The sequence below is a fragment of the Selenomonas sp. oral taxon 478 genome (genome assembly GCF_001189555.1).
Taxonomy (GTDB): domain Bacteria; phylum Bacillota; class Negativicutes; order Selenomonadales; family Selenomonadaceae; genus Centipeda; species Centipeda felix.
Genome location: NZ_CP012071.1, coordinates 1864276 through 1883584 on the forward strand (window position 1 = coordinate 1864276; position 19309 = coordinate 1883584).

Consider the following 19309-nt stretch of genomic DNA (forward strand, 5'->3'; position numbering starts at 1 on the left):
GGAGCATATTATGATTGTTTACGCGACCCATGCGGGCGGACGTTATTTGCCGATGGAGGAGAGTCTGCGCGAGCAGCCTGAGGGCAAGCGTGCCATCTACGTCAATATTACGAACTCCTGCAACTGTGACTGCGTTTTCTGTCTGCGCAGCATGAAGGAGATGGCAAAGGAATCCTCGCTCTGGATTGACCATGACCCGACACTTTCTGAGATCACGGAAGAGCTCGACCGCCTGCCGTGGGAATACATCTCCGAAGTCGTATGCTGCGGCTTCGGAGAGCCCCTGATGCGCCTAGACATAGTGCTCGGTGTCCTGCGCCATGTCAAGAAACATCATCCGCAGGTGCCGACGCGCGTCAATACGAACGGACTGGGCGAGCTGGAGCATGGCACCGTCTTTGCACAGCGCTTTGCAGGGCTGCTCGACACCATCTCCATCAGTCTCAATGCATCGAATGCCGAGCGTTATCTTGCGCTCACGCGCTCGAAGTTCGGCATCGGTTCCTATGAGGCGATGCTCACCTTTGCCGAGCACTGCAAGCACTATATTCCAAATGTCGTACTCACCGTCGTGGAGAAGGTGGAGAACGAGGAGGAGATCGCTCGCTGCCGCAAGATCTGTGCGGAGCGCGGACTGACCCTGCGCGTGCGCACGTACGAGGACTCGTGAACGACGCGCCGATGCCGAGCAGGATGCCGACTGACCCTGCGCGTGCGCACGTACGAGGACAGCTAAGGGCTCACTGCTTTCAGATCACCGTCATTCCCTAAGCCATTATAGCGTCAGCTTCGCCCCATAGAGCGGCGTTTGCCGGTCCATCGCGGCGAGGAGGCGCGGCACGGGGAGTACGCGCAGCAGGATGAAGCAGATCACCGCCTCGGGGACGAGGTAGGTCGCGTTGAACACGAGGGAATACAGATAGGGCGACATTCCCTCCGGCGCGTACGAGCCGAAGAATACAGCACCCGAGATAAAGTGGCAAGCGAAGCGTGCCGCAAAGGCGAGTGCGGCTCCCGTGAAGATCCGTCCCGGTACGGCAGCGGCAATCGCGAGTGCCATATAGGGCAGCGGATAGTCGAAGAGCACCTGCAGGGGGTGCAGGATGAACGCATCCTGCATGAGGTTGATCATGCCGTAGAGGAAGCCCGCGAGACAGCCGATGCCCGCCCCGTAACGGTAGGTGAGAAAGAGGAGGGGAATCATCCCGCCGATGGTGACGCTGCCGCCCTGCGGCATGTGAAAGATGCGCAGCTGATGCAGTACGATCGTGAGCGCGAGCATCAGTGCGACGCTGATGAGCATGTGGGTCGTGAAGTGAATGCGCCGCATCTGCAGATAGCCGAGGATCAGGATGAGTACGGCGAGCAGCGCAAAGAGACTGGTCGGCTGCGCGATCAGATCGGCAGTACTTTTCATGAGTGTATCCATGGAGACCTCCTGTGGGGATACAATTTGTGTGGGGGACATCGGTGTCCGGTACTTCGTATAGAATACTATAAAAACGATGTTTGTTCAAATTGAAAATGTGCTCTTTGCAGACATTCCCTTCATCTTATCCGCATGTCCATAGATTTTTTGGCGTGAATATGGTAAACTGAGAATTGTTGTTTGAATCGTATTGTGTCGTGACGACGTGCACATACAGGAGGACGTTATGGACGAAAAGATCAGAGAACTCAAGGCGCGTGCCCGAGCTGCGATTGCAGAGACGGCGGGCTCGCTGAGTGAGCTTAACGATATACGCGTCAAGATTTTGGGGAAAAAGGGCGAGCTGACGACCCTCATGCGCAGCATGGGCGCCCTCGCGCAGGAGGAACGACCGCGCATCGGCAAGATCGTCAACGAGGCGCGTGCCGAGCTCGAGGCGCTCCTCGCGAAGAAGTCCGAGGAACTTGCCCAGCGTGAACTGGCGGCCAAGATCGACGCCGAGCAGATCGACGTCACGCTGCCCGGCCGCACGATGCAGATCGGACATCTGCACCCGCTCACAATCACGCTGAACCGCATCAAGAAGATCTTTCTGCAGATGGGCTTTACGGTAGAGGAAGGCCCTGAGATCGAGACGGACTACTACAACTTTGAGGCGCTCAACCTGCCGAAGGATCACCCCGCACGCGATATGCAGGACTCCTTCTACATCACGGAGGATATTCTGCTGCGCTCTCAGACCTCGCCCGTGCAGGCGCGTACGATGCAGAAGAACGAGCCGAATGCTCCGATCCGCATGATCGCGCCCGGGCGCGTCTATCGCCGCGACTCCTACGATGCGACGCACTCGCCGATGTTCACGCAGGTGGAGGGGCTCGTCATCGACAAGGACATCTCCTTTGCCGATCTCAAGGGAACGCTTGAGCTGTGCCTGCATGAGCTCTTCGACGTCGACGCCAAGGTGCGTTTTCGCCCGAGTTTCTTCCCGTTCACCGAGCCGTCCACTGAGGTTGATATTTCCTGCTCCGCCTGCCATGGTGCGGGCTGCCGCGTGTGCAAGGGCACGGGCTGGCTCGAAATCCTCGGCGCGGGTATGGTGCATCCGAACGTTCTGCGCATGAGCGGCTACGATCCAAATGTAGTGTCGGGCTTCGCATTTGGCATGGGCGTGGAGCGCATCGCGATGCTCGCGTACGGCGTGGATGATCTGCGCCTGTTCTACGACAACGACGTGCGTTTCTTACATCAATTCTAAGGAGGCGGGACTATGCAGGTTTCCATCAAATGGCTGAAGGATTATGTTGAGATAGATGAGCCGGCGGAGAAGATTGCCGACCGCCTGACGATGGCCGGTGTGCCCGTCGAGCGCATTGTGCGTGCCGACGAGGGGCTTGAAAAGGTCATCACCGGGCGCATCGAGAAGATCACGCCGCATCCGGACTCCGATCATCTGCTCGTCTGTCAGCTGAACATGGGCAGTGCGGAGCTGACGCAGATTGTGACGGGCGCATCCAATGTGCGCGAGGGACATATCGTTCCGGTCGCCACGGTCGGGGCAGTGCTCCCCGGCGGCAAGAAGATCTCGAAGGGCAAGCTGCGCGGGATTCCCTCGAACGGCATGATGTGCTCGGCGGGAGAGCTTGCCATTGATACCGAGGGGCTGCCCGACGAGCAGGTGAACGGCATTTACATTCTGCCGCCCGATACACCCATCGGTGTGCCGGCGGCGCAGGTACTCGGCCTCGACGATGTGATCCTCGAGTTCGAGCTGACGGCAAACCGCGCCGACTGCTTCAGTGTCATCGGGATTGCGCGGGAGGTCGCCGCGCTGACGGGCAAATCGCTGCGCATGCCGACGATTGAGGTGAAGGAGACGGCGGGCGTACGCGCTGCGGATCTCGTCTCCATTCACATCGACGACAAGGAGCTGTGTCATCGTTTTTCCGCGCGTGTCCTGCGTGATGTGAGGGTCGCTCCCACGCCCGCATGGATCGTGGATCGTCTGCGCGGTGCGGGCATCCGCTCGATCAACAATGTCGTCGACGTGACGAACTTCGTCATGCTGGAGCTGGGCCAACCCCTCCACGCATACGACTACGATCGTATCGCAGGACATACGCTGACGGCGCGGCGCGCTCGTGCAGGAGAGCAGCTCCATACACTGGATGATTCCAACCGCATCGCCGCCGGGGATGAGCTCGTCATTGCCGACAGCGAGAAGCCCGCAGGGCTTGCCGGCATCATGGGCGGACTCGATTCCGAGGTGACGGACCAAACGACGACGGTCGTCCTTGAGGCGGCGTCCTTCCATGGGCCGACTATCCGCCGCACGGCGCGGCGCATCGGTCTCCGCTCAGAGGCATCGGGACGGTTTGAGCGCGGCGTGGATGAGACGGAGACCATTCGTGCCGTGACGCGCGCCGCACAGCTCCTCACGGAGATGGATGCCTGCACCGTGGCAGAGGGAGCGATTGACGTCAATCCCGCGCCGCGCGTCCCGACGGTACTCACGTTCCGTGCGCGTGCCGTCGCAGAGCGCATCGGCGCGAACATCCCGGGCGAGTGGATGGCCTCGGCACTGCGCTCTCTCGGCTTTGTCGTCGAGGAGCAGGGGGTTGAGACATATCGCGTCGTCGTTCCCTCATGGCGCGGAGATGTGACGCTGATGGAGGACATCTCGGAGGAGGTTGCGCGGCTCTACGGCTTTGACAACATCGCATCGAAGATGCCGTCGGGGGCAGTCCTGCAGGGATCGGTCAGTGAGATGCAGGCGTTTGTCGATACCATGCGCGAGACCTTTGCCTCCCTCGGCATGACGGAGGAGCTCTCGTTCAGCTTTACGAGCACAGCGGCACTCGACAAGCTCTGCGTGCCCGAGGACAGTATGCTTCGCCGTGCGATTCCCATCATGAATCCGCTCATGGAGGAGTATCCGCTCGTCCGCACGACCCTTCTGACGAGCATTCTCGAGAATGCGGCGCGCAACGTCGCCCGTCGGAACCTCGATCTGCGGCTATTTGACATTGCGCCCGTATTCTTCCCGAGGGCACTGCCTGTCACGGAACTCGTCGAGGAAAAGCGCAAGGTGGCAGGACTCCTCACAGGGCGGCGCAATCCTATCGCATGGGATACAGATAATGCGATGGTCGATTTCTACGATGCAAAGGGCGTACTGGAGCGCTTCCTCTCTGCCATCGGCGTACAAAAATACACGGTGGAGCGCGGCGAGCACTTTGCGATGCACCCCGGCAAGACGGCATTTTTCAAAAAAGGACGCGACGTGATCGCCATTCTCGGTGAGATTCATCCGACGGTCGCCGCGAACTTTGGCATCGGACAGAGTGTCTACGTCTTTGAGATGGATGCTGAGACACTGCTGCGCTACCGCAAGAAAAAGACTGCTATTAAGCCCCTGCCGAAGTACCCCGCATCGACGCGTGACCTCGCAATCCTCGTGGATGCTGGCCTTACGACGGTGGAGATCGAGCGCGTCATTGCGAAGAAGGGCGGCAGTTACTTCCGTGGTGCGACCCTCTTTGATGTCTACGAGGGCAAACAGGTGGGGGAGGGGAAGAAGAGCATGGCGTTCCACCTGCATTTCCAGTCCGATGACAAGACCCTGACCGATGAGGAAGTGGATGCGGCATTCGCCGCAATCCTGCAGGCAGCGGAGGAGCAGCTTCACGCACAGCTTCGCGGATAAAAGGCGGTGAGAGCCATGGCAGAGGAAAAACAAACGATACAGCGTGTTGTCGTCGAGATGTTTGGGCAGAGCTACCAGCTCAAGACCGATGAGCCAGATCGTCTCAAGCGGCTGGCGGCAGAGAGTGACCGCCGCATCAAGGAGATGTCGAAGAAGGTGCGCAGCTTCGATGTGCAGCGCATCGCAGTGCTCTCCGTGCTCCAGCTGATGGATGAATATGAGCAGCTGCGGCGCGACTACGATGAGCTCGTACAGCTCCTTGAGGAAAAGTAAAAAAATAAGCTATGATGCACACACATCATAGCTTATTTTTTACTGAATGTTAAATCGGACGTTCGTATCTACGGTTACCGTTTTGCCCGTGGGATTGGGATAACTGCCAACTGCGTACGCTGCGGCGACAGCCGCCTCATCCAGCACGCTGTGTCCGGAGGGGGAGGAGACGGAGACACTTGTGATTGCTCCCGAGGCGCTGATCGTTGTGGTGATCGTCGTCGTTCCCTCCAGATGGCGCTTGAGTGCCATATAGGGGTACTCCTTATTTGCATCGACCGCGGCACGGAATCCTGCCACATCAAATGGTGCGGTGCCTGTACCGGGGGCCGTACTGTCCCCTGATCCCTGACTTGCCCCCGCTCCGGCACCGGCACCTTTTCCATCACCCGTGCTGTCGCCGCTGCCGTTTCCTAATCCCGAACCTGTGCCGCTTTCTCCGCCGCCGCTGGTGCCTGAGACAGAGCCGCTTGGGGAGGATGATGGTGCCGCGGAGGAATCTGTCGCTGATGCAGCAGGTGATGCCGCATCCGGTATGGTCACTGCATCCGGGGATGGGACGGCAGCTGTGGACGGCGTTATGGGCACCGGCATCTGCTGTACCGTCTCAACGCGCTTTGCGACCTCCTCCGCCTTCAGCGGCTCAGGGAAGAGGCTCTCGCCACTGCCGCCGCCCTCATGCCCGCTGCCCTGACTGAAATCCGATGCCTGCAGATCGATCTCATAGACCTGCTGCTCCTGCTTTGCAACGACGGCAGCAAGTCCGACGGCGAGCAGGAGAAAGATGACGACGTGAATGGCGGCAGAGACAATATAGGCCTTACTCCATGAGAGGTGTTGCTCCATAGATCTATCCCTTCTGTTCTGCAGCAATCGAGAGCCGTTTGACCCCCGCTCCTTTGAGCATATCCATCACGGCGACGACCTGACCGTGTGCCGTGCGCTTGTCTGCCTGCAGGACGACCGCCGCATTCGGGTTCTCCTCCATGTGACGCTTCATGATTGCCGCCGACTCCGTGATGCTCACAGGATTGTTGTCAATCGTGATATGCCCCTGCTCGTCGATCGTCATAATGATCGGGAGCTGTGCCGGTGCAGTCGCGGTCTGTGCCTGCGGCAGCTGAACGGCGAGAGCCTTCTGCGCCACTGTCTGCAGGCTGTTCATCATAAAGAAGACGAGCAGGAAAAAGATGATGTCGATCATCGGAATAATCATGAACTCCGGCTTCTTTTTGAGGCGGTGATTGCTAAAATTCATTACGCATCCCAGCTTTCTTTCTTCGCAGTAACGATCGTCGCGCAGAGACGCTCCGTATCCGTCACAATCGTATCGAGCTGATGGCTGAAGTAGGTGTAGACGCAGAATGCAATGATCGCAACGCAGAGTCCCGATGCCGTTGCGACAAGAGCCTCACCGACACCGCCCGTAATCGCGGCTGCGCCGCCGCCCGCATCGAGCACGCTGAACGTCTGGATCATACCCGTGACCGTGCCCAAGAGGCCGAGCAGCGGGGCAATCGTAACGATTGCACTCAGATAGTCGAGATAGCGGCGGAAGTTGATCGACTCCATCGACATGCGGTCGGAGAATGCGCCCTTCATCGAGGTCTCTGTGCGGGCATTGTCCATACCGCTCTCGATGATGCGGGCGATTGCAGAGGGGAACTCCTTGCAGAGTTTGCCGACTGTGTCAAAGTCCTTCTGCATGGCGGCGTGATAGACCCCGTGGAAGAACACACGCGAACCCTTGCGGTTGATGCGGTAGTAGTAGAACCGCTCCACCGCAATCGCAAGCGTGATGAGCGAGAGAATCAGCAGGGGGTACATGACTAGTCCGCCGCTGTGAAAGAGGTGAACTGCACTTTCAAAACCTGACATAAGTTGAGCTCCTTTGTATAGATTAGAACATCATGCGCATACCGAGACGGTAGACGCGCCCGCCCATTCCGAGGAACGGGTCATATTGGTTGAACAGATTCGTGATGCCGGCGTAGAACGTGAGGAAGTGGTGATAGTCCTTTTCGACCATGAGATTCCATAGACCGTAGTTCTTCTCGCGGGCAAGCTTTTCACGGGTGAAGTCATGCTGAATACCGCCTTTTACATGGGTATTGGCATCTGTTTCGTTGGGGAACAAATGATAGACTTCACCTGTTTCGGGGTTCGTGAACGTGTAATGAGGTGTCTCCGTAATTGTGTTTCCGCTTGCATCCATCAGTCGACCTGTGATAATGCGGTCGCGGATATCAAGATAGTTCCGCGTATAGTCGCCCCAGAATGTGGCACGCCAGCCGTTCTTCGGGTCGCTGTAGGTCATCGTGAGGTTCAGCATGTGCCGACCGCGTCCCTCGAGACGCTTGCCCGTCTGACGATCATAGGCATCAAGGAAGGTATATCCCGCCTTGATGCTGAAATCGCGTGCAACCTGATGCGTAACCTCCGCCTCGATGCCCTGCGTACGCGCCTTGGAGATGTTCCGGTAGGTATAGACATCATCCGTAGCAGGCACATTGGACACCATAGATGTTTCATCAGGATCAAGGATATTGTCCTCAATATACTGCCAGTTGGGCGCAGACTCTATCATGGATATAAGCGTATGATAGTCATATCCGTAGTCGCTCGGATAGCGTACCTGAGGATCATAGTAGGTGCGGCCATAAAGGTTTTTGCTCTCCTTCTCTCCGTTATACATGATCTGCATATAATCTTTGTAATCGTTACGGAAGAGGGTGAGCTTTGCACTGGTCTTCTTGTCGAAATCCTTTTCGACAGAGATGTCCATATTGAGCGCCTTCTCGGGCTTCAGCTCGGGATTGCCTTCGAACAGCCAACCGTTGCGAATCGGCGGTTTAGGATTCAGCGACGGTTCGTACATTTCCCAATCGTGATAAAGCTCGGCAATGCCGCCCGTTGCGAAGCTCGTACCGATGTTCGCCTTAATGCGGACGTTATTGCGTGCCTTGTATGTCGCACCGATGGATGGGGAGACGTTTACGCCGAAGTGACTGTGATTCGTATAGCGCAGGGCTGGGATGATGAGCAGCTTCTTGCCAACCTGCCAGTCATCCATGATGTAGGCACTGTAGTAGTTCAGAGAGGCATTATAAATATTGCCGGTGTAGGAGCGGATATTGGGATCAGAGGGATCCGACGGGTTTGGGAAACTATAGGATCTCGTTTCCTGACGCGCCGTCTGTCCCGGAACACTGATTCGTGTTCCCTCACCGTATTCATCGTGATAGTCGGCTCCGATGGTCACATAGTGTTTGTCGTGTGCCATCACACCGACCGATGCCTCGATCACATTGTCCTTACGATTGAAATTATCGAAATAGAAATGATGATAGGGGATTCCTCTGCCAAAAACACGATAAGTAACATCGGAGTTATGTTCCGTTTGGTAGAGGCGCACGTGGTAGTCCGCGCGGCTCGTCTGCTTCTTCCAGTCAACGCTGAAATTATTGCGCCACGCATCTTCCAGTGCCGCCATATCTATGACCCTGCCTCGCGTAAATCTGCCGAGCGTTGTATCTTTCTGCAAGTCTTCTGTCTGACGATCCGCCGAGAGGGTGAGCGTTTCATCCTTGCCGATCGTAAACTCGGCGCGTGCACTCATCGGATTGCGCTTGCCGTAGTATTGCATGGATGTGCCGTCATTATCGTAGAGGAACGGAGCGGTCTTGCTCCAGCCATAGGAGAAGTCCATATAGGTGCCGCCGCCGAGGTCGCCTGTGGAGAGGCCGATGCTGTGGTTATACTGGCTGCCGCCCGCGTCGATCCACGAGCCCTCGGTCGTGAGACGCACGCCCCTGCGATGGGAGACCTTCGTGATGATGTTGATGACGCCGCCGATGGCATCCGCCCCGTAGCGTGCCGTTCCCGAGCCGCGGATGATCTCGATGTGATCGATGTCATCGAGCCCGAGACGGTTCACCTCGTCTGTTGCACCGTAGTACTTGCTCAGGCCTCCCGCGAGCCTGCGTCCGTCGACGAGGATGAGGGTGTGGCGCGGCTCTGCGCCACGGATGCTGACAGTCTTACGTCCCATGTTGTCCGTGCCCATCTGGACATCCTGCTCCGCCGCGAGTGCGTCCGAGAGCGTACGTGCCCCCTTGCGGTCGAGATCGGCACGGGAGATGATCGTCTTCGTTTCAGGGGCTTCCTTCAGCATCTCCTTATCGAAATCCGCATCCACATGGATATCGTCAGTTGATACGTGGGTTCCCTCATCCTCCGCTGGTGCAGCGTACGTGATACTGCTGCCCATACAGGCGAGTATGGCGGCGGTCACCATCACATACCTTCCGTGTCGTAGTTTAGCATGAAATGACATTGTTCGTCTCTTCCTCCTTCTTGCCATTTATGAATGTGATTATCATTATAGACAAAATAATGTAAGTGTCAATAGAAAAATTCATATTTTTAAATTTTATCTTGGGCATCATGAATAAAACTTGTCAGATACGCGCAGATTTTTACAGGAACAAGGCGGCGAGCAGGATGCAGAGCGAGACTCTGCCTAGGACTTTTTGCTGACGTGCGAGAAAAAGATATATTAAGGAATCGCTGATAAAACGGTCTCTCAGATTGGCGTAGATTTTTACCCAATTGAGGCAGTAAACCGGACGCATAGCAGGGGCTTGTGGAGGATTTACTAACGATAAGCGGGCGAAAAAGATGGACTAAGACGACGGTGCTAAGTTTATCATTGCTTTCTTAAGACCGAGCGACCGAAAATCTCCGTGCTTTCTTTGTTCACTCTGTTTTGACAATGGGATTGTTTTTTATTATACTGGGCATGTTGGGGAGATTGTGTTTATGGCATTTTCCCAATCTTTCGGATGAGAAGGGAGGTGAATGTTTGTTATTCGAACGAATTTTACGCTTTTTCATCGTACTCATTACGGCAGTTGTCGGTGCGACTGTCTTTGAGCTTGCCGTTCCGACGGCGAACGCCTATTTTTCTGCGCCGCTCTGGCATACGGAGCTGGGGATCTTCGACCTGTCGCTTGCGGGACTGCTCTGCATTCTGTGCGGGACGGTGCTCGGCGGGCTGATCGGCTATCCATTGGCTCCATTTTTTACCGGACGGCTGCGCAGTCTCTCCATCTGGGTGGAGGGGCAGCTCGCGAAGATGCCAACACGCGATGTGATTGCCGGGGCAATTGGGCTTTTTATCGGACTTATCATAGCACGCCTCCTAAGCGATGCGTTTTCTACGATTCCCATTGTCGGTGACTACATCCCCATCGTGTTCAGCATTGTGATCGGGTATCTCGGTGTGCATATCATGGTGCAGAAACAGCAGGAGATCGCCGAGGTCTTTGACTTCGTTCCGCGCTTTTTGCGCGAGGTGATCCGCATGCGCCCCGATGTGCGTACCTCCATGCCGCTGGCGGTGCGAGATGGGCAGGAGGACAGGCAGTACAAGCTGCTCGATACGAGCGTCATCATCGACGGCCGCATTGCGGATATCTGTGAGACGGGCTTTCTTGAGGGGACGCTGCTCATCCCCGTCTTTGTGCTGGAGGAGCTGCAGCATATCGCCGACTCGCCGGATGCCCTGAAACGCGTGCGCGGACGGCGCGGGCTCGATATCCTGCAAAAGATCCGCAAGGAGTCGCGCATGAAGGTGGAGATCACGGAGGTGGACTTTGAGGATATCGCCGAGGTGGATTCCAAACTCCTCCAGCTCGCACAGGAGGTCGGCGGGAAGATCATCACGAACGACTTCAACCTCAACAAGGTGGCGCAGCTGCGCGGTGTCCTCGTGCTCAATATCAATGCGCTCTCGAATGCGGTCAAGCCCGTGGCGATTCCGGGCGACCTGATGTCCGTACAGATTGTCCGACCGGGTAAGGAACATGGACAGGGGCTTGCCTATCTCGATGATGGTACGATGATCGTTGTGGACGGTGGATTCCGCTGCATGAATGAGGTCGTCTCCGTGGAGGTGACTTCGGCACTCCAGACGGCAGCGGGACGGATGATTTTTGCCAAAATGGCACGATGATGGAGTGCATTGGGAGGAATGTATGGTAAGTGTAGTTTTTCCGGCGGCAGGGCAGGCGCATCGGATGCGGGTTGGTCTCAACAAGGTCTTTCTGACCCTCGCGGGAAAGCCAATGCTGTTGCGGACGCTGCTGACCTTTTCAAAGGTTCCAGAGGTCGGCGAGCTGATTATCGCGGTCGGTGCCGATGAGGTGACGGCGGTCAAGGGGCTGCTCAGTCGTGTTAAGGGACTTGCTCCGTGGCGCGTGGTCGAGGGCGGCACGGAGCGGCAGTATTCGATCCGCAACGGGCTTGCCGTCGTATCGGAGGAGGCGGACATCGTCCTCGTCCACGATGCGGCGCGGCCGCTCATCCGCCGCGAGACGATCGAGGAGCTGATCCGCGTCGTGCGCGCAGAGGGCGCGGGCATCGTCGCCGTGCCGGAGAAGAATACGATCAAGATTGCCGCCGCGGACGGTACGGTCGCTGCGACGCCGCCGCGCCAGACGCTCTGGCAGGTGCAGACCCCGCAGGGCTTTCGCAAGGAGATCCTGCTCGAGGCGAACCGCAGGGCGGAGGCGGATGGTTTTCTCGGGACGGATGATGCGAGCCTAGTGGAGCGCATCGGCGTTCCCGTTCGCATTGTGCAGGGGGAGTACAGCAACATCAAGGTGACAACGCCAGAGGATATGGTGGTCGCGGAGGCGATCCTGCGCAATGACATGGGCGCGGGAGAGCTGATGAAGACCGCCGTTCACGAGGCAAAGCGCCTACTTGGCGGTGTCGTCCGTCGGCGTAAGGAGGACAGCGTATGACGAGAGTGGGTATCGGCTACGACGTGCATCGACTGGTGGAGGGACGCAAGCTCATCCTCGGCGGCGTGGATATACCGTATGAAAAGGGGCTGCTGGGGCACTCGGATGCGGATGTGCTGCTGCACGCCATTTCCGACGCACTCCTCGGAGCAGCGGCGCTCGGCGACATCGGGCAGCATTTTCCCGATACCGACCCGCACTATGCGGGCGCAGACAGCGGGAAGCTCCTTGCCGAGACGGCACGGCTCGTCCGCGCGGCAGGGTTTTCCATCAGCAACGTGGACGCTGTCATCGTGGCGCAGGCACCGAAACTGCAGCCGCACATTCCGGCGATGCGTGAGAACATCGCCGATTGGCTCGGCATCGACTTCCGCGATGTCAGCGTCAAGGCAACGACGGAGGAACGACTTGGGTTCACCGGAGCGGGCGAAGGGATGTCCGCCCATGCCATAGCAGCCATAGAACGTATATAGGAGGGATTTACATGGCAAATCAGCTGAAGGAACTCTTGGGACTCGATGTACCCATTCTGCAGGGAGGTATGGCGTGGATTTCGGAGGCAAACCTCGCGTCTGCCGTATCCAATGCGGGCGGCGCAGGCATCATCTCAACCGGAGGACGCACGACGGAGTATACGCGTGATGAGATTCGCCGCTGCCGCAGCCTGACGGATCGTCCGTTCGGGGTCAACATCATGCTCATGGCGCCCAACAAGGAAGAGATCGTGGATGTAATCTGCGAGGAAAAACCTGCATTCGTCACGCTCGGGGCAGGCAACCCTGTCCCGTACTTTGAGAAACTCCATGCGGCAGGAGTCAAGGTCATTCCCGTCGTGCCGAGCGTGAAGCTCGCAAAGCGCGTCGAGGAAAAGGGCGCCGATGCCATCGTGGTCGAGGGCATGGAGGCGGGCGGCCACATCGGCGTTCTCTCCACGATGCCGCTGATGGAGCAGGTCATCCCCGAGGTCTCGCTGCCCGTGATCATGGCGGGCGGCTTTGGTGATGGACGCGGACTCGCCGCTGCACTCCTCATGGGCGCGGCCGGCGTTCAGATGGGCACGCGCTTCCTCGTTGCGCAGGAGTGTGTCGTCCATCCGAATATGAAGGAAAAGCTGATCGCAGCGGTGGACACGGATACCATCGTGACAGGCATCACCATCGGCGGTGCAGTGCGCGGCATCAAAAATAAGTTTGCCGAGGACTTCGTCGCGCTCGAGTACTCGGGCAAGGCGACGAAGCAGGAGCTCCTCGACCGTGCGACAGGTACCAATAAGCTGGCGGCGGTCGAAGGCGATGTCGTCAACGGCATGATGCAGGCGGGTGAGACACTGACGCTGCTGCGCAAGGTCGAGCCGGTCAAGACCATCATCGACGACATTGTACGTGAGGCGCGTGAGACGCTTGCCCACGCACAGTCGATCACAGTCTGAGAGGTAAGACGGGGGAATGGGAACCGACGAACTGACACGGATTCATGAACTCGCGAAACGTGTCACGCTGCTCGAGAAGATGGTGCTGCGTCAGCAAAGCCGTATCGACGAACTGACGCAGGCTCTTGAGGCGCAGCACGTCACAGGGACGTCAACACGCCCTGCGCAGGAGAGGGAAGATGCGAAGGAACGCGCCGCACAGGAAGAGGCGGCACGCTCCGTTCCATCGGTAAGCGATCTCCTCGATGAGGAGATGAAGCGCGAGCTGGCGCGTGCCTATACCGGTGCACAGCCCGCAAAGCCACCCGAGAAAAAAATGGAAAAACCGCCGAATGCCATGCAGCGTGCGGCCGGCAGCTATGCGCGCGCCGGCGGCGGCAGGGAGCCGGCGGTCAACGATCAGGCAAAGCAGACGGAAGCCGCACGCAAAAAAACCGCTGAGGCAACGCTGGCGGGGATTCCGCAGCATGAGCTGCGCGAGCGAACTCCTGAGGAGCGGACGGCGGACTTCGTGCGGGACTATAATGCCCTCTATGATGTGCCGGGAACAATGTTCCAGAAGAAGAAGGCACAGGACGATTTCATCCGAGACTATGAGGTGCAGGGGATGCGCTGTACGAATATGCAGCTGCGTCACAGCCGCCCCGAGCTTGAGCCGCGCTTTGTCGCTGTGACGCCGACGCGGGATGCGGACTACTGGGGCATGCCGCTCGGCAATAATCTCTTTGCCGTTGTGCCGAATCCCTTTCTCGTTTACGGAGAGGAGATGCATACGGCGGGCGGGATGCGCGAGGCATTCAACTCGAACTATCGTCTGGGGAATACCTATGGACGGTTCACGATCAAAGAGGCGGCGATCTTCCAGTTCGGTACGATCGGCAAGGTGTTTCGGCGCGGTCAGTTAGAGGCAGAACAATAAATATCCACCCGCATAGCGGGTGGTTTTTCATTTTCGGGCATAGCCCTTATGTAATTGGCGGCGTACAAGTACGCCTTTTATTGGCCTGCCAGCCATGCACAGATTACTTGCCACCCATAAATGGGTCTCTTGGGTCAAACAAGCTCAGTTGATCCTGCTCCCGATCCTTCTTCAACTGGTCAGCTATGTACTCCTTAATCGCCTTGGTGTTCTTTCCTACGGTATCGACATAATACCCTTTGCACCAAAATTCTCGATTTCTGTATGCAAACTTCATGTTTCCATACTTTTGGAATATCATTAAGCTACTCTTGCCCTTTAGGTATCCCATAAAGCTCGATATGCTGATCTTCGGCGGGATACTTAACAGCAGGTGGATATGATCCGGACAGATCTCCCCTTCAATGATCTCTACTCCCTTCCACGCGCACAGCTTTCTTAGGATCTCCCGGATTTCCAGCCGTTTCCCTTCGTAGAATACTTTTCGCCGATACTTCGGTGCAAACACAACGTGATACTTACAATTCCACTTTGTGTGTGCTAAACTATGCGTATCGGCATTTTGTTGTTTCGACATAATGCTGTTTCCTCCCTAGTGTCTTCACTATTTTTAGGCTGGCAGGCTTACGCATAGTTTAGCACACTGGGGATTTTCTGTTCACCGCTTAAGCTCTTTCCAACCACGCGACTATCGCGTGGTTTTCTTTATACAATAAAAAAACGGCAGTGATCTGCCGTTTTTTTATTCCCGTACCTGCCGTCCTGCCCCTGCTCCGTCGATGGCGACCGCAACTTCTGCCTCGGTAAAGGTCTTCATATCGTTCATGATATGGAGGGCGGCGTGGACGATCTCAAGACCGAGGATGCCGACGATGCCGGCGGGGGCATCGATCTCCGCTGTGATCATCTCTGGCAGGAGATGGAGCACATAGTGGGTAAGGGCTGGGCTTATCACACAGTACTCCCGCACAATGTGGTCGGTCGCCGCATCCCCCGGGAGAACGAGTGCACCGCCCTCTGCCGCTGCACAAAGTGCCGTACGGACAGCTGGTGCGTCACTCCCCATGCTGCCGATGATGAGGAGCGAATGGTCGGCGGCGACGGCGTGCATGGCGGCGTGACACTCCGCGTTTTCCATCGCTGTAGGGAACAGGTATACGTCAATATCACGCGCTGCTGTCATGGCGGAGATGATGGCGTGGCGTTCGGGGGGCAGTTCCTCTCCGCCAGAGAGAAGGCAGAGTGCTGCCCTGCTGTTTGACGGCAGACGAATTTTCCCCGTGATTCCTGCAAGCTGTACCGCGATGTGCTCAAGGAACCCGAGACTGTGAATCGGCTTTGTGAGATTGTCGAGACGGTACTGTGCCGCATCCATCACCGTGCGGTTTGGCGCGGGGATGTCGTATGTATTTTCCCCAGTTGCTGAGGAGGCAGGGAGTGTCCTGTGCGGCGGCAGGAGAAAGGGCTCGCAGCAACGCGGTGAAGCGTCCGTCGCCGCCCATGCCCTGAGCATCAGCTCCAGCATCCGCAGGGCAATCGACGATCCCGCCGCCTCGCTCAGGCGGATGTCGAGCCGCAGCATTGGGGTGAGTCCCAGATGGCGCAGTGCGTGGGGCTGAGAGTGCTCTGTCAGTGATGCGTGGGATGCGAGCAGCGCGTGCACGCAGTTCGGTGCAATGGCGTGCGCGATGAGTGCCGCTGATGTCGTATTTGCGCCGTCCAGAACAACCAGAATGTGATGTGCGGCGGCACCGAGGATGATGCCCGCGATACAGCCAAGCTCAAAGCCGCCGACCTTGGCGAGTACGTCGATGCCGTCCTGCGGATCGGGCTGATTGACGGCGAGCGCACGCCGCACAATCTCCACTTTGTGATGCAGACGCTCATCCGAGATATTTGCCCCGCGCCCTGTGACCTCCTCAGGGGTGAGGCAGAGGATGGCGGCGGTGATGGCGGCACTCGATGTTGTGTTCGAGATTCCCATCTCGCCGGGCAGAATGCAGCGGTCGCCGCGTGCAGCACAGTCCGCCGCGAGACCGATCCCCGTCTCGATTGCCTGTATTGCCTGTGCGTGCGTCATGGCGGCACCCTTGGTCATGTTTGCCGTCCCGCGTGCAATGCTGCGGTAAAGCAGGTCGGGGATTCCCGCCGTGTCGGCATTGACGCCGAGATCGGCAACGCAGAGACGGGCGGGGACGTAGTTGGCGACGGCGTTTGCCGCGCCGCCTCGTGCCATCAGATAGTTGCACATCATGTTCAGCGTCGTCTCAGGCGGGTACGCACTGACGCTCTCTGCGGCAACACCGTGATCGGCACAGGAGATGACGACACTCGTCTGCGGTGGGGCAGGATGACGCTCACCCGTCAGTGCAATATAGCGTGCGAGGGCATCGCCCAGCTGCCCGAAATGAATCCCGCTGCGCGTGCAGAGCGCAGCAGTCACGCGGCTGGCGAGCGCAGCATCGGGCACAGTGATAGCGGCGATGGTCTTTTGCAGGAGATTCATGCGTTCTTTTTCTCCTTTTCCATGCGCTTCAGGGAGAGCCCGATGCGGCCGCGCTCTTCATCGAGGCTGATAACCATGACGTCGAGCGTGTCTCCGACGGACAGCACATCGAGCGGATGCTTAACACGGCGGCGGCTCATCTCCGAGATGTGGAGCAGTCCCGCCTGCTTCAGGCCAATGTCGATGAATGCGCCGAAGTCCGTGATGTTGCGCACGGTTCCGCGCATGATCGTGCCGACGGCGAGGTCGGAGAGCTTGACGATATTCTGCCGCATCAGCGGCGCGGGCAGATCCTCGCGCGGGTCGCGCCCAGGTCGTGCAATCGCTTTCAGAATGTCGGTGACGGTCGGGATGCCCGCGTGCAGTTTTTCCGCCAGTGCCTGTGGGCTGGTGTGGGCGGTCTTTTGGGCGAGTGCAGGCAGCTTTGTGCGGTCGCTGAGATCACTCTCTGATGCGCCGAGTTCGGTGAGGATGCTGCGCGCAAGCGTGTAGGACTCTGGATGGATCGCCGTGCCGTCGAGCGGCGTTTCCCCGTCATGGATGCGCAGGAACCCTGCGCATTGGGTAAACGCAGCATCGCCCAGACGCGCCACATCGTGCAGAGCACTGCGGCTTTTGAAACGGCCATGCTTGTTGCGGTAGGCGACGATGTTCTTGGCGACCGCGGTATTGATGCCCGCAATACGACCGAGGAGTGCCGGGGAGGCGGTGTTGAGATCCACGCCGACATGGTTGACGGCGTCCTCGACGGTCGCATCGAGCGTTTCCTTCAGTTCCTTCTGGCTCACGTCATGCTGATACTGTCCGACACCGATCGCCTGTGGGTCGATCTTAACGAGCTCTGCCAGTGGATCCTGCACGCGGCGCGCGATGGATACTGCGCCGCGAATCGTCACATCGTAGTCCGGCAGCTCTTCCTTGGCGAGTGCGGAGGCGGAGTAGACCGATGCGCCTGCTTCGTTTGTGATGAGATAATGCACGTTCTTCCACTTATTCGTGCGGATCAGTGCCGCAACGAATTGCTCCGTCTCATAGGATGCCGTGCCGTTGCCGATGGAGATGAGCGTAATGCCGTGTTCTGCCACGAGCTTCTCCACCGACTTTGCGGCTGCCGCGCGCGCGCTGTCGCTCTGTGTCACCTGAATGACGCCGCTCGCGCGGACGTTACCCGTCGCGTCGACGACCGCCATCTTGCATCCCGTGCGGTAGCCAGGGTCAAGCCCGAGTACCGTATGCCCTGCAAGCGGAGGCTGCAGGAGCAGCTGGCGCAGATTGTGTCCAAAGATGCGGATTGCCTTTTCCTCCGCCTGTGCCGTCAGGTCGGCACGCAGTTCGCGTTCCAGTGCAGGAACGAGGAGACGCTTGTAGCCGTCCTCCACGGCAGCGCGCAGCTCCTCGGTGAAAATTGACGGACGCCGATGGATACGCCGACTGATCCATGCAGTGTTTTCCTCGTGATCTATGCTGATGTGTACGGTGAGACAGCCCTTCTTCTCACCGCGGTTAATGGCGAGGATACGGTGAGAGGGGAGGGTACGGGCGGGCTCACGGTAGCCGTCATACATCGCAAAGGTATCCGCTCCCTCCGCCGTGTGGTCAAGGGATGTCTCGAGGATGGCGGTGCGCCGGTATACGTCGCGCAGGGTGCGGCGCACCTCTGCTTCGTCCATGATCTGCTCGGCAAGAATGTCGCGTGCCCCTGCCAATGCGTCGGCAGGGGAGGGGACGTCTGCTGCCGAATTGACAAAGGCAGCGGCGTATTCCTCGGCATTGCCCTTCGTCTCGCGCTGTAGGAGGATCGCGTCGGCGAGCGGTGCGAGCCCACGCTCGCGTGCGATCGAAGCACGCGTGCGCTTTTTTTGCTTGTAGGGGCGGTAAAGATCCTCTAGGGTCTGCAGCTTTTCGGTCGCCTCGATTGCCGTGCGCAGCTCCTCGTTCAGCTTGCCCTGCTCCTCAATGCGCGTGAGAATCTCCTCCTGCCGCTTGACGAGACTGCGCAGATAGGTCAGTCGTTCCTCCACGCGGCGCAGCACTTCATCCTCGAGTGAGCCCGTCGCCTCCTTGCGATAGCGCGCAATAAACGGGATCGTATTGCCCTCGTCGAGGAGGGAAATGACGGACTCTACTTGTTTCGGCCGAATGGAGAGCTCCCTGGCAATTGACGCAGGAATATCGGAAATACGCATGACATCCAACCTTTCTCTTGTGATTCTTTCATCATTATAACATGAATTTTTTTGG

17 protein-coding genes are annotated in these 19309 nt (G+C 58.0%); 9 read left to right on the forward strand and 8 right to left on the reverse strand.

The features are described from left to right. Nucleotides 1-10: 10 nt before the first annotated feature. Nucleotides 11-670 carry a TatD family nuclease-associated radical SAM protein gene (locus ADJ74_RS08675; protein ID WP_050343542.1) on the forward strand — a complete coding sequence of 220 codons (660 nt, stop codon included), beginning with the start codon at nt 11-13 and terminating at the stop codon, nt 668-670. A 105-nt stretch (nt 671-775) separates the two neighbouring features. On the opposite strand, the gene thiT is transcribed toward ADJ74_RS08675, so the two are convergent. Then, nucleotides 776-1429 (reverse strand): energy-coupled thiamine transporter ThiT, encoded by a 654-nt coding sequence (gene thiT, locus ADJ74_RS08680; RefSeq protein ID WP_039980906.1) that lies wholly within the window; start codon nt 1427-1429, stop codon nt 776-778. 226 nt (nt 1430-1655) lie between these two features. On the opposite strand from thiT, the gene pheS reads away from it, so the two are divergent. Genes pheS through ADJ74_RS08695 form a run of 3 tightly spaced genes read left to right on the forward strand, consistent with a single transcriptional unit; the run spans nt 1656 to nt 5405 of the window. Further along, on the forward strand, nt 1656-2684 hold the full coding sequence (gene pheS / locus ADJ74_RS08685) for a phenylalanine--tRNA ligase subunit alpha (RefSeq protein ID WP_009442608.1): 1029 nt from the start codon (nt 1656-1658) through the stop codon (nt 2682-2684). Between the two features lie 12 nt (nt 2685-2696). Then, entirely contained in the window at nt 2697-5132 is a 2436-nt protein-coding gene (gene pheT, locus ADJ74_RS08690) for a phenylalanine--tRNA ligase subunit beta (protein WP_050343545.1), read from the forward strand. Nucleotides 5133-5147: 15 nt separating this feature from the next. Further along, complete coding sequence (locus tag ADJ74_RS08695) at nt 5148-5405, forward strand: cell division protein ZapA (protein WP_009442606.1); 258 nt, start codon at nt 5148-5150, stop codon at nt 5403-5405. A gap of 39 nt (nt 5406-5444) precedes the next feature. Here ADJ74_RS08695 and ADJ74_RS08700 read toward each other — a convergent pair whose 3' ends face one another. Genes ADJ74_RS08700 through ADJ74_RS08715 form a run of 4 tightly spaced genes read right to left on the reverse strand, consistent with a single transcriptional unit; the run spans nt 5445 to nt 9741 of the window. Next, on the reverse strand, nt 5445-6251 hold the full coding sequence (locus ADJ74_RS08700; RefSeq protein ID WP_050343546.1) for a TonB family protein: 807 nt from the start codon (nt 6249-6251) through the stop codon (nt 5445-5447). Nucleotides 6252-6255: 4 nt separating this feature from the next. Beyond that, nucleotides 6256-6663, reverse strand: coding sequence for a biopolymer transporter ExbD (locus tag ADJ74_RS08705; protein WP_009442604.1), 408 nt, complete (start codon nt 6661-6663; stop codon nt 6256-6258). Further along, complete coding sequence (locus tag ADJ74_RS08710; protein ID WP_050343548.1) at nt 6663-7283, reverse strand: MotA/TolQ/ExbB proton channel family protein; 621 nt, start codon at nt 7281-7283, stop codon at nt 6663-6665. Before ADJ74_RS08710 ends, ADJ74_RS08705 begins: the two co-directional genes overlap by 1 nt. A 22-nt stretch (nt 7284-7305) precedes the next feature. After that, nucleotides 7306-9741, reverse strand: a complete 2436-nt coding sequence (locus tag ADJ74_RS08715; RefSeq protein ID WP_050343550.1) for a TonB-dependent siderophore receptor — start codon at nt 9739-9741, stop codon at nt 7306-7308. A 528-nt stretch (nt 9742-10269) separates the two neighbouring features. On the opposite strand from ADJ74_RS08715, the gene ADJ74_RS08720 reads away from it, so the two are divergent. From ADJ74_RS08720 to ADJ74_RS08740, 5 genes are read left to right on the forward strand one after another with little or no spacing between them, the layout of a single operon-like run. Then, nucleotides 10270-11421: a PIN/TRAM domain-containing protein gene (locus ADJ74_RS08720; RefSeq protein ID WP_050343552.1), complete on the forward strand. Its 1152-nt coding sequence runs from the start codon at nt 10270-10272 to the stop codon at nt 11419-11421. A gap of 22 nt (nt 11422-11443) precedes the next feature. Next, nucleotides 11444-12214, forward strand: coding sequence for a 2-C-methyl-D-erythritol 4-phosphate cytidylyltransferase (gene ispD / locus ADJ74_RS08725; RefSeq protein ID WP_050343554.1), 771 nt, complete (start codon nt 11444-11446; stop codon nt 12212-12214). Then, nucleotides 12211-12687 carry a 2-C-methyl-D-erythritol 2,4-cyclodiphosphate synthase gene (gene ispF, locus ADJ74_RS08730; RefSeq protein ID WP_050343556.1) on the forward strand — a complete coding sequence of 159 codons (477 nt, stop codon included), beginning with the start codon at nt 12211-12213 and terminating at the stop codon, nt 12685-12687. Before ispD ends, ispF begins: the two co-directional genes overlap by 4 nt. Before the next feature lie 11 nt (nt 12688-12698). Then, on the forward strand, nt 12699-13643 hold the full coding sequence (locus tag ADJ74_RS08735) for a nitronate monooxygenase (RefSeq protein ID WP_050343558.1): 945 nt from the start codon (nt 12699-12701) through the stop codon (nt 13641-13643). A 16-nt stretch (nt 13644-13659) separates the two neighbouring features. After that, nucleotides 13660-14562, forward strand: coding sequence for a hypothetical protein (locus tag ADJ74_RS08740; RefSeq protein WP_050343560.1), 903 nt, complete (start codon nt 13660-13662; stop codon nt 14560-14562). A gap of 103 nt (nt 14563-14665) precedes the next feature. Here ADJ74_RS08740 and tnpA read toward each other — a convergent pair whose 3' ends face one another. The 3 genes from tnpA to ADJ74_RS08755 all read right to left on the reverse strand — a co-directional run bounded on the left by tnpA (nt 14666) and on the right by ADJ74_RS08755 (nt 19254). After that, nucleotides 14666-15139, reverse strand: a complete 474-nt coding sequence (gene tnpA, locus ADJ74_RS08745) for an IS200/IS605 family transposase (protein WP_050342360.1) — start codon at nt 15137-15139, stop codon at nt 14666-14668. 165 nt (nt 15140-15304) lie between these two features. Further along, complete coding sequence (locus tag ADJ74_RS08750; protein WP_050343562.1) at nt 15305-17068, reverse strand: nicotinate-nucleotide--dimethylbenzimidazole phosphoribosyltransferase; 1764 nt, start codon at nt 17066-17068, stop codon at nt 15305-15307. Continuing rightward, nucleotides 17065-19254 (reverse strand): Tex family protein, encoded by a 2190-nt coding sequence (locus ADJ74_RS08755; protein WP_050344265.1) that lies wholly within the window; start codon nt 19252-19254, stop codon nt 17065-17067. Before ADJ74_RS08755 ends, ADJ74_RS08750 begins: the two co-directional genes overlap by 4 nt. Between the last annotated feature and the right edge of the window lie 55 nt (nt 19255-19309).

Excerpts from the sequence above, each read along its gene's own strand:
- ADJ74_RS08675 (WP_050343542.1), top strand. The coding sequence starts at position 11 with ATGATTGTTTACGCGACCCATGCGGGCGGACGTTATTTGCCGATGGAG.
- thiT (WP_039980906.1), bottom strand. The coding sequence starts at position 1,429 with ATGGATACACTCATGAAAAGTACTGCCGATCTGATCGCGCAGCCGACC.
- pheS (WP_009442608.1), top strand. The coding sequence starts at position 1,656 with ATGGACGAAAAGATCAGAGAACTCAAGGCGCGTGCCCGAGCTGCGATT.
- pheT (WP_050343545.1), top strand. The coding sequence starts at position 2,697 with ATGCAGGTTTCCATCAAATGGCTGAAGGATTATGTTGAGATAGATGAG.
- ADJ74_RS08695 (WP_009442606.1), top strand. The coding sequence starts at position 5,148 with ATGGCAGAGGAAAAACAAACGATACAGCGTGTTGTCGTCGAGATGTTT.
- ADJ74_RS08700 (WP_050343546.1), bottom strand. The coding sequence starts at position 6,251 with ATGGAGCAACACCTCTCATGGAGTAAGGCCTATATTGTCTCTGCCGCC.
- ADJ74_RS08705 (WP_009442604.1), bottom strand. The coding sequence starts at position 6,663 with ATGAATTTTAGCAATCACCGCCTCAAAAAGAAGCCGGAGTTCATGATT.
- ADJ74_RS08710 (WP_050343548.1), bottom strand. The coding sequence starts at position 7,283 with ATGTCAGGTTTTGAAAGTGCAGTTCACCTCTTTCACAGCGGCGGACTA.
- ADJ74_RS08715 (WP_050343550.1), bottom strand. The coding sequence starts at position 9,741 with ATGTCATTTCATGCTAAACTACGACACGGAAGGTATGTGATGGTGACC.
- ispD (WP_050343554.1), top strand. The coding sequence starts at position 11,444 with ATGGTAAGTGTAGTTTTTCCGGCGGCAGGGCAGGCGCATCGGATGCGG.
- ispF (WP_050343556.1), top strand. The coding sequence starts at position 12,211 with ATGACGAGAGTGGGTATCGGCTACGACGTGCATCGACTGGTGGAGGGA.
- ADJ74_RS08735 (WP_050343558.1), top strand. The coding sequence starts at position 12,699 with ATGGCAAATCAGCTGAAGGAACTCTTGGGACTCGATGTACCCATTCTG.
- ADJ74_RS08740 (WP_050343560.1), top strand. The coding sequence starts at position 13,660 with ATGGGAACCGACGAACTGACACGGATTCATGAACTCGCGAAACGTGTC.
- tnpA (WP_050342360.1), bottom strand. The coding sequence starts at position 15,139 with ATGTCGAAACAACAAAATGCCGATACGCATAGTTTAGCACACACAAAG.
- ADJ74_RS08750 (WP_050343562.1), bottom strand. The coding sequence starts at position 17,068 with ATGAATCTCCTGCAAAAGACCATCGCCGCTATCACTGTGCCCGATGCT.
- ADJ74_RS08755 (WP_050344265.1), bottom strand. The coding sequence starts at position 19,254 with ATGCGTATTTCCGATATTCCTGCGTCAATTGCCAGGGAGCTCTCCATT.